The organism is Arthrospira sp. PCC 8006, from assembly GCF_046480465.1.
Taxonomy (GTDB): domain Bacteria; phylum Cyanobacteriota; class Cyanobacteriia; order Cyanobacteriales; family Microcoleaceae; genus Limnospira; species Limnospira platensis.
In genome coordinates, this window is sequence record NZ_PKGG01000220.1 from 1 (window position 1) to 8,555 (window position 8,555).

Here is an 8,555-nt window from a genome sequence, read left to right on the forward strand (position 1 = left end):
CGAGTGCGAGTTTAAAGACTACGAGGTTGTATATAGCTCCTAAAGTTGAGGTTACAAAGCGGGGGGTCGTAGCCCTKTTCCTACTGACAAATAGGGTATCTACATCAGGAGCCGTGTGCTGGGAAACTCGCAAGCACGGTTTTCAATTGGAGTTGGGGAAGGTGACTTCTCTTTCGACCATAACGGTGCGGCACTCCAAATACTTAAAGATAAGGAGCAAGGTTAATGATCCCATCTAAATATCGCATCAATATCATCTGGTCTGAAGAAGATAGTTGTTATCTGGTGGAACTGCCGGAGTTTGCCACGCCAATACAGCGCTATTTTACCCACGGGGACACCTACGAGGAGGCACTGACTAACGCCCAGGAGGTCTTGGAGTTGTTACTCGAAAGCTACAGGACAGAGGGAAAGGATCTACCAGAGCCGCAGGTGTTACAAGTTGCTGGGGGAATGGATTAGCTGAATGAGTGGAAAGCACAAAGTCTATATCTTGACCCTAGGATCCCTCAGCTGGCGGGTCTAAGGTGGCGGGTTCTCTGGCTGTAAGTGTATTTTCTGATTGATTAAAGGAGGCGATCGATGAGTGAGTGGAATATCGAACCTTTGGGAAAAATTGCTGTTATACAAACGGGTCGTCTTGGCTCAAATGCTGCGGTGGATGGAGGAATATATCCTTACTTCACTTGTTCACCTGTCACCCTTTCTATTAATGAATATAGCTTTGATGGTGATGCTGTTTTACTAGCAGGCAACAATGCAAATGGGATATTTTCTGTAAAGCACTACAATGGCAAATTTAACGCATATCAAAGAACCTATGTAATAACCGTAAAAAATATAGCACTAGTCAATAAGGTTAGGACGCAGCCTTGAGAACAGAATCCATGGCATCATAGAGAGAATCAAACTGCTCACGTGCAATGGCGAATGCGGGCTTTCAACCACGACCAACATTTCTCTATCTTGTTGAGGTCTGGCGAATAAGGCCGAAGATAGAGTAAACGGCATKGAGCTGCCTCCAMCAGTTCAGCCTGCCGCCCCCCTTTATGAAACGTTGCATTGTCCAATACTAGAGTCTGACCTGGCTTCAATGTTGGAATTAAGATAAACTCCAACCACAACTCAAACACTGTCCGATTACAACAACCCTCAAAGGTAAAGGGAGTTAAGAGTTGTTGATAACACCATGCGGCCATATAGCTCACCCTGYCCTGCCTCTTCCCGGATTTGAGGGCATCGAAGCGTTGTCCTTCCTGGCAGTAACCATAAGGATAATCCGAGTCTTGACTATTCATGCCAGTTTCATCGAGGTAAACCAACCCTTCCGGCTCCATATGTTGAATCTGAGCAATAAACGCCTCTCGCTGTTGCTGATCACGTTCTTGGTAGCCGTAAGTTTTTTTTCTGGTGAAGCCAATTTTCTTCAAGGCTCTGGATATGGTGCGAGGAGAGATGTCGTCATCCCAAAGTTGAGCCATTTGAGCAGAGGTTTTGTCGCCATGCTCTTGGGCAAAAGCCTTGAATTTTTGCCAGTCGGTAATTTTGTGGTTATTGCCAGGTCGGTGATTAGGTTTAGGGAGGAAGTCTCCGGTCTGTGCTTTTCTTTGCAGTCAGAGATTGATAGTGTTCCTGCTGACATGGAAAACTTGACTGGCTTCGGTTTTGGGTATACCGTCTAGTTCAATTGCATTAATAACTTTTTGTCTAAGGTTGTAACTGTAGGGGGCTGGCTTTTTGGGTCTTCTGTAGATATCCTTGCCATTATACGTCCTAACTGTTCTGTCTTGTGCTATACCTCGAAGCCTCGGCGGAAAGGATGAATACAAGAATCTTCAGCTATTACACCGCCACACCCGCGATGATAAGACGGCACTTGATAACGCTAACGCTGTATCCTTCACAAGGGAGCAATCAAACCAGGAGCCGTGTGAAGGGAAACTTTCACGCACGGTTCTGAATGGGAGGAGATAGAGGTGACTCTATTTTCGACCCCTAATAAATAGTGAATCATGTTCAGTAGTCAATGGATGTTTTAGGGGCTATTCATCAGGGTAGTAGCTAGAAGGCCAACTCACTTGACCAGGGGATGAGCAGCCATGAACAGTTATCAATCATGGCTGATTGCTATAATGGATGAAACTAGGAGCTAAAAATGTCCAACACTTTGTTAAAACAACTGCGAGATTTTACTATTGTTGTTGCTGATACTGGGGATATCAAAGCTATTCACAACTTTACCCCCCAAGATGCCACTACTAACCCATCTTTGATTACAGCAGCAGCAGGGATGCCAGAATATCAAGGTATTGTTGATGATACCCTGAAACAAGCTCGCGCTGAACTAGGAACCGAAGCGACTCCGAAAGATGTAGCTAACCGAGCCACGGACCGTTTAGCCGTGGCTTTTGGGTTACAAATTCTGGAAATTATTCCGGGTCGCGTCTCGACAGAAGTTGATGCTCGTTTATCTTATGATACTGAAGGCACGATCGCTAAAGCTCGTTATCTGATTTCTGAATATGAATCCCACGGTGTTTCACGTGATCGCATTTTGATTAAAATTGCTTCGACCTGGGAGGGAATTCGCACCGCCGAAATCTTAGAAAAAGAAGGGATCCACTGTAATCTTACCCTATTATTTGGATTTCATCAAGCCGTCGCCTGTGCTGAAGCTGGAGTGACGCTAATTTCCCCCTTTGTCGGTCGGATTTTAGACTGGTATAAAAAGAAGACCGGACGGGAAAATTATGCCCCTCATGAAGACCCTGGGGTGCAATCTGTTACCCAAATTTATAACTACTACAAAAAATTCGGCTATCCCACGGAAGTGATGGGAGCGAGTTTCCGTAATATTGGCGAAATCACTGAACTGGCTGGCTGTGATTTACTCACAATTTCTCCGAGTCTTCTTGAAGAACTTGATACTAAAACGGGAGATTTACCCCGCAAACTCGACCCCGAATTAGCTAAATCATCGGACATAGAAAAAATCTCAATGGATGGGTCAACCTTTGCTAAAATGCACAAGGAAGATTCGATGGCTTTCGACAAATTAGAGGAAGGAATCAAGGGGTTTTCTAAGGCTTTAGAATCCTTGGAATACCTACTCGCCGAACGATTAACTATCCTCGAAAGTTAGGAAACTTTAACCCATGCGGATTAAGAGTTATGACCTGTTTTTGACCCCGATGGAGATGGATTTATCACCCGTAAAGAATGCGCTGGAACCGATGCTGTTTCTCAGGATTTAGATGACAATAAGGATGGTCGGACTACTCCCCCTGTCTCCAGCCCTCTCCCAGAAGGAGAGGGAGTAAGATAGGGAGTTTTATTACCTGTTTCTCATTGTCCATTGTCAATTTTCAATTATCCATTAGCTATGTTAGAACCTGCACAAACTGTCCAAATTTTTGAAAACCTACCGGAGCAGATTTTATCGGCCGGAGAGGTAATTTTTGAAGAAGGAGAACCCGGCGATTTAATGTACGGTATTCTTGAGGGGGAAGTAGATTTTGTGGTGAAGGGAAAAGTAATTGAAACCCTGAAAAAGGGGGATGTGTTTGGGGAAGGAGCCCTAGTTCATCCAGAGAAAACTCGCGCCTCTACAGCCATAGCCAAAACTGGCTGTAAACTGGCAACAATGGATGAACGGCGATTTTTATTCGCCATTCAACAGACCCCCCTATTTGCTTTACTGGTAATGAGAAGTTTCTCGAATCGCCTCCGTAATTTAAAGCGATCGCTTTAATTTCTCAGATATCAGTTCAGTATAGTTTCTGGGGTTTCAATATTGACATTATCCTGATGACCATTTTGGCTGGTGGAACAGGTACTGTGTATTTCTGATTCTTCTCCCAGATAGACACCAAGAGCCCTGGCTGTTTCTATCCAAAATCCATTAGGGTCAAGTAGGCGGGGGCTATTCTGAAATACCTTTTCGAGGGAGACGGTGACAACTTGGTGGTTGCTCCAAGCCACCATTTTGCCATAGTCCTCAGCCGCAATCACATCAACAGCAGTTTTACCAAAAGCGGTAGCCAGCAAGCGATCTTGAGAGGAAGGCGCACCACCGCGCTGGACGTGACCAAGGACTGTAGCTCGCGATTCTACCCCCAGTGTGGTTTCGATTTCCGTAGCCACATATTCACCTATACCGCGTAATCGTACTTCTCCCAAAGCATCTTTATAAGACCGGGACTCTCCGCTGGTAGTTTTAGCACCTTCAGCGACGACGACGATCGCAAATTTGCGCTCCCATAAATTACGTAACTGCTGTATGCGTTTACACAAACCAGAGACAGAATAGCGAATTTCTGGAATCAAGATAGCATCTGCGCCGCCAACAATTCCAGAATGTAGAGCTAAGTGTCCGGTGGTGCGACCCATAACTTCGACAACCATCACCCGATCATGGCTCGCAGCCGTACAGCTAAGGCGATCGAGGGAATCTAAAATTGTACTCACAGCGGAATTAAAACCCACCGAGAGTTCCGTACAAGCGACATCATTATCAATAGTCTTGGGAACCCCTACCAGGTTCATATTGCCCTTTTTCGCCAATTTGTGCAAAATGGCAAGGCTACCGTCTCCACCAATAGCGATCAGAGCATCCAATTCCAAGTCATGGTAGCCAGAAATTACCTCATCAGCTTGAGCCTCGGTATCTCCCTTATTAATGGACCCCAGAATAGTCCCACCCATACTCAGTAACGGGTCAATCCCATGGCGTTCTAATCCATAGCGGTTCAACACAACACTTTTACGCTCAATTAGGCCCTGGGTGGCATAGGGAATGCCCCGTACTTCCCAATTATATTCACAAGTAGCATAATTCACGACAGCGCGAATTACTGCATTCAGACCGGGACAGTCTCCTCCACTGGTCAAAATCCCGATACGCTTACGTTTAGTCATAATATGTAAGCCTCCAAAAGTTAGGAACTTCAATTCTTGCCGATCGCCTTCTCCCGGACAGTTCCAGGTTTTCCATCCCAATCTAGTTTTGGTTTTTGGCCAAATTGGTCGTCAACTTATGCAACCTGTCTTTAGGGATATGGGCAATCTTCCCGTTAAACTGGGCTATCTTGGTTAGTCTGGGCTTTAGTTCTTCGAGCCCATTGAGCCGTTGTTACCGTCACACTTCAAATCCTACAGCCAATCACACCAAAGGATGTATAATTTTGGTTTTTTTTAGTTTTTCTTAACCTGGGTTTAAACCCCGTTACTCAAATTTTACAACTAGATCGTATCAGCCGATCGCCACTTATCTAGGAGTTGACAAAATCCCATAATTGTGCATAAATGATATCGGGAAATTTGAGGAAATCCTGACATCAGACCACAAATTTAAGATTAATTTAAGATTCCTTCCCTTGACCGAAATTTGGTAAAAGCATATAGCTGTGGTAAGGTTGATCTGGTAATCTCCCCCTAGGGCGATCGCATACTTGTTGAACAATTAATAATTGTTTAAGCTGCATTACCAACCCGCTCACTGTGGTAGAATACCAGCAGTTAAACTCAGTCCCAGAGTTGCTATTTTCTCGGCTAGTCAATAAATCTAGCCCTAAAATTTCGCTGTTAAAATCTATTTTTTAACAGCAGTTAATACAGTAGTATTATCCCAACGGAGGATTATCTAAATCATGGCAATTAAAGTAGGTATTAACGGCTTTGGTCGCATCGGACGCTTAGTAATGCGCTATGGTAGCCAACACCCTGACATTCAGTTTGTCGGCATTAACGATCTCGTTCCGGCTGATGCCTTAGCATACCTGTTAAAATACGACTCTACCCACGGACGCTTTAACGGTAAAGTAGAATCCGAAGATGAAGCCATTGTTGTGGATGGACAGACCATTCGCTGTACATCTATCAAAGACCCCACCCAACTACCATGGAAGGAACTAGGAGTAGATTATGTAGTAGAATCTACTGGCTTATTTACCAACTATGATGGCGCTTATAAGCACATCGAAGCAGGTGCTAAACGGGTAGTTATTTCCGCACCCACCAAAGACCCAGAAAAAGTCAAAACCTTAGTGGTTGGGGTTAACCATCAAGACTTCGATCCAGCTTCTCACCCCATTGTTTCCAATGCTAGTTGTACCACTAACTGTTTAGCGCCGATTTCTAAAGTTATTCAAGACAACTTTGGGTTAGCAGAAGGTCTAATGACCACAGTTCACTCTTTGACGGCGACTCAACCAACGGTAGACGGTCCTAGTCGCAAAGACTGGCGTGGTGGACGTGGTGCGACTCAAAACATCATCCCGGCTTCCACCGGAGCGGCTAAAGCTGTTACCCTAGTATTACCAGAACTAAAAGGCCGTTTAACTGGTATGGCTTTCCGGGTTCCCACTCCTAACGTCTCAGCGGTAGACCTAACTTTCCGCACAGAAAAAGCCACGACCTATGACGAGATTTGTGCAGCGATGAAATCGGCTTCCGAAGGTGCGATGAAAGGCATTTTAGGATACACAGATGAAGATGTAGTTTCTTCGGACTTTATTACGGACGGTCATTCTAGCATTTTTGATGCGGGAGCGGGAATCGAACTGAACTCTAATTTCTTTAAAATAGTATCTTGGTACGATAACGAATGGGGTTATTCCTGTCGTGTAATTGACCTAATGCTATCTATGGCTAAGGCTGACGGCTTGCTGTAGTCACCAAGTGCGCCTATGGTTTCCAGAGGCTACGCGAACCCATTTTAGGGAAACCCGGTTTTCACAAAAATCGGGTTTCTGGTTTCCTCTCATCTATAATTGGAGTCAATGGCGATGCACGAAGTTGGCATTATGGAACAAACCCTAGCGATCGCCTTACAAAAAGCCAAAGAACAAGGCGCTAATCAGATTCACCGTATTAAAATGACAGTAGGCGCTGATTCTGGAGTAGCCGTAGAAGCCCTAGAATTTGCTTTTGATGTCGTGGTTGCTGGAACGATCGCCGCCAAAGCCAAATTTGAGATCGACTATCTCCCGGTTCGCTGTTACTGTCAGCACTGTAATCAGGAATTTGAACCCAAAACCTGGTTTTATGAATGTCCCCAGTGCGGCGAACCCAGTCTTGACATTCGCCAAGGAAGAGAATTAGAACTGACATCCTTAGAGGTTTCGTAGTTATGTGTACCAATTGCGGTTGCGCCGTCACACCAGGAAACATCCACATTCACAGTCACGCCATAGATCACGATCACGATCATGGTCACGATCACCACCATGGTCACGATCATCACCACCACCATGATCATAACCATGATCATAGCCATGATCATCAGCACACCGAACATCAAACGGTGGATGTTCACACAGCCATCCTTTCCAAAAATGACCGACTCGCGGAAAGAAATCGAGGTTTCTTTTTAGCAAAAAAACTTTTTGCGATCAATGTGCTGTCTTCTCCCGGTTCAGGAAAAACAGCATTGCTGGAACGCACTTTATCAGATATGGGTTCCCGTCTCAATAGTGCGGTGATTGTGGGAGACCTGGAAACGGATAATGATGCTCAAAGGTTGCGACGAACTCGAATGCAGGTAGTGCAAATTACGACGGGAAGCGTCTGTCATCTGGAAGCGGAAATGATCTCCCAGGCTTTAAGTAAAATCAACCTGGATAATCTGCAATTATTATTTATCGAAAATGTGGGGAACCTAGTTTGTCCCGCCGCCTACGACCTGGGGGAAAATTTGCGGGTAGCTGTGTTGTCGGTGACGGAAGGAGAAGATAAACCCCTAAAATATCCGACTCTGTTCAAAACTGCCAATATAGCCATCATCAATAAAATCGACATTGCGGAAGCGGTAGGGTTCGATCGCGAAACTGCGATTAACAATATCCGCCGCATTGCACCACAAGCTGAGATTTTGGAGGTATCTGCTCGTACTGGGGAAGGTATGGAAGCCTGGTATGATTACCTGGAGAAGGCTTGTTCGTTAGAAGCGATCGCCATCTAAAATCAGGGATGGGGAGTCTGGAGACTTCCAACGAAGGACTCCACCATAGGTCGTCCCGTGAGTAGTAGTCACACAAAAAAACAGGGGGAATTCAGCCCCAGGGCGAACGATGGGATTCGAAGTCATCAGGATAGCTATAACCCCTATTCTACCGCCATTATAATGCGCTCGAAAGCGATCGCACATTTAGGAGTTAGTGCCAAATGAGTGCAAGTACAAACAGTACACATAGTGGTACATATCAAGGCTTTGAGGATATTCTTGAGTTTTTCAACCTATCCCGCAAACAATGTCCCAAAGGTGTCAGGATTAAGCGTAACCGGGGGACAATTCAGCTAGACATCACTACTGACCCGGAGACGGGAGGGCGTAAGCAGCGAGGATGTAATTGTCAGTTCACTTTTGAGGGTATCCGTAAGGCCGTTGATAAGGCCTGGTTAGTTCATAAATCCCTTGACGGACAATTTCAGTCGGTGTCTGAATGGCTCGACTGGTACAAGGCTACTATCCTTGATGAAAACAAAACCCCTTTGGAAAACGACTTAATCACCTATCGCCAAGTGTTTAAAGAGATGGAAGATGATTACTTTAATGG

General features: G+C 45.2%; 10 protein-coding genes and 3 pseudogenes. 9 read left to right on the plus strand and 4 right to left on the minus strand.

Annotation, left to right across the window (positions count from 1 at the left end):
* The first annotated feature begins 225 nt into the window (after positions 1 to 225).
* Both B9T16_RS22700 and B9T16_RS22705 read left to right on the plus strand, forming a co-directional pair.
* Positions 226 to 462, plus strand: a complete 237-nt coding sequence (locus B9T16_RS22700) for a type II toxin-antitoxin system HicB family antitoxin (protein ID WP_006615802.1) — start codon at positions 226 to 228, stop codon at positions 460 to 462.
* A 120-nt stretch (positions 463 to 582) separates the two neighbouring features.
* Entirely contained in the window at positions 583 to 876 is a 294-nt protein-coding gene (locus B9T16_RS22705) for a restriction endonuclease subunit S (protein ID WP_006615801.1), read from the plus strand.
* Here the strand turns inward: B9T16_RS22705 and B9T16_RS22710 are convergent.
* Positions 860 to 1,754 (minus strand): annotated as a pseudogene (locus tag B9T16_RS22710) (IS630 family transposase). The gene B9T16_RS22705 and the pseudogene B9T16_RS22710 overlap by 17 nt on opposite strands.
* A gap of 40 nt (positions 1,755 to 1,794) precedes the next feature.
* Here B9T16_RS22710 and B9T16_RS22715 point away from each other — a divergent pair.
* The 3 genes and pseudogenes from B9T16_RS22715 to B9T16_RS22725 form a co-directional block, all read left to right on the plus strand.
* Positions 1,795 to 1,974 (plus strand): annotated as a pseudogene (locus B9T16_RS22715) (group II intron reverse transcriptase/maturase); the annotation flags it as partial.
* Positions 1,975 to 2,155: 181 nt separating this feature from the next.
* On the plus strand, positions 2,156 to 3,142 hold the full coding sequence (locus B9T16_RS22720; RefSeq protein WP_410245851.1) for a transaldolase: 987 nt from the start codon (positions 2,156 to 2,158) through the stop codon (positions 3,140 to 3,142).
* Positions 3,143 to 3,382: 240 nt separating this feature from the next.
* Positions 3,383 to 3,751 carry a cyclic nucleotide-binding domain-containing protein gene (locus B9T16_RS22725; RefSeq protein ID WP_006616710.1) on the plus strand — a complete coding sequence of 123 codons (369 nt, stop codon included), beginning with the start codon at positions 3,383 to 3,385 and terminating at the stop codon, positions 3,749 to 3,751.
* Positions 3,752 to 3,762: 11 nt separating this feature from the next.
* Here the strand turns inward: B9T16_RS22725 and B9T16_RS22730 are convergent, their stop codons facing one another.
* Positions 3,763 to 4,917, minus strand: coding sequence for an ATP-dependent 6-phosphofructokinase (locus tag B9T16_RS22730; RefSeq protein WP_006620963.1), 1,155 nt, complete (start codon positions 4,915 to 4,917; stop codon positions 3,763 to 3,765).
* 443 nt (positions 4,918 to 5,360) lie between these two features.
* Complete coding sequence (locus tag B9T16_RS22735; protein WP_126277485.1) at positions 5,361 to 5,558, minus strand: hypothetical protein; 198 nt, start codon at positions 5,556 to 5,558, stop codon at positions 5,361 to 5,363.
* A 90-nt stretch (positions 5,559 to 5,648) separates the two neighbouring features.
* Between B9T16_RS22735 and gap the strand changes: the two genes are divergently transcribed.
* The 3 genes from gap to hypB all read left to right on the plus strand — a co-directional run bounded on the left by gap (position 5,649) and on the right by hypB (position 7,960).
* The gene (gene gap / locus B9T16_RS22740; protein WP_006616712.1) at positions 5,649 to 6,671 is read left to right on the plus strand and encodes a type I glyceraldehyde-3-phosphate dehydrogenase; all 1,023 of its coding nucleotides are present in this window, start codon (positions 5,649 to 5,651) and stop codon (positions 6,669 to 6,671) included.
* Between the two features lie 114 nt (positions 6,672 to 6,785).
* On the plus strand, positions 6,786 to 7,127 hold the full coding sequence (gene hypA, locus B9T16_RS22745; RefSeq protein ID WP_014275065.1) for a hydrogenase maturation nickel metallochaperone HypA: 342 nt from the start codon (positions 6,786 to 6,788) through the stop codon (positions 7,125 to 7,127).
* 2 nt (positions 7,128 to 7,129) lie between these two features.
* Positions 7,130 to 7,960, plus strand: coding sequence for a hydrogenase nickel incorporation protein HypB (hypB, locus tag B9T16_RS22750; protein ID WP_006616714.1), 831 nt, complete (start codon positions 7,130 to 7,132; stop codon positions 7,958 to 7,960).
* Here hypB and B9T16_RS22755 read toward each other — a convergent pair.
* Positions 7,940 to 8,086, minus strand: coding sequence for a hypothetical protein (locus B9T16_RS22755; RefSeq protein WP_157888686.1), 147 nt, complete (start codon positions 8,084 to 8,086; stop codon positions 7,940 to 7,942). The genes hypB and B9T16_RS22755 overlap by 21 nt on opposite strands.
* Before the next feature lie 77 nt (positions 8,087 to 8,163).
* On the opposite strand from B9T16_RS22755, the pseudogene B9T16_RS22760 reads away from it, so the two are divergent.
* Positions 8,164 to 8,555, plus strand: a pseudogene (locus B9T16_RS22760) (hypothetical protein); the annotation flags it as partial.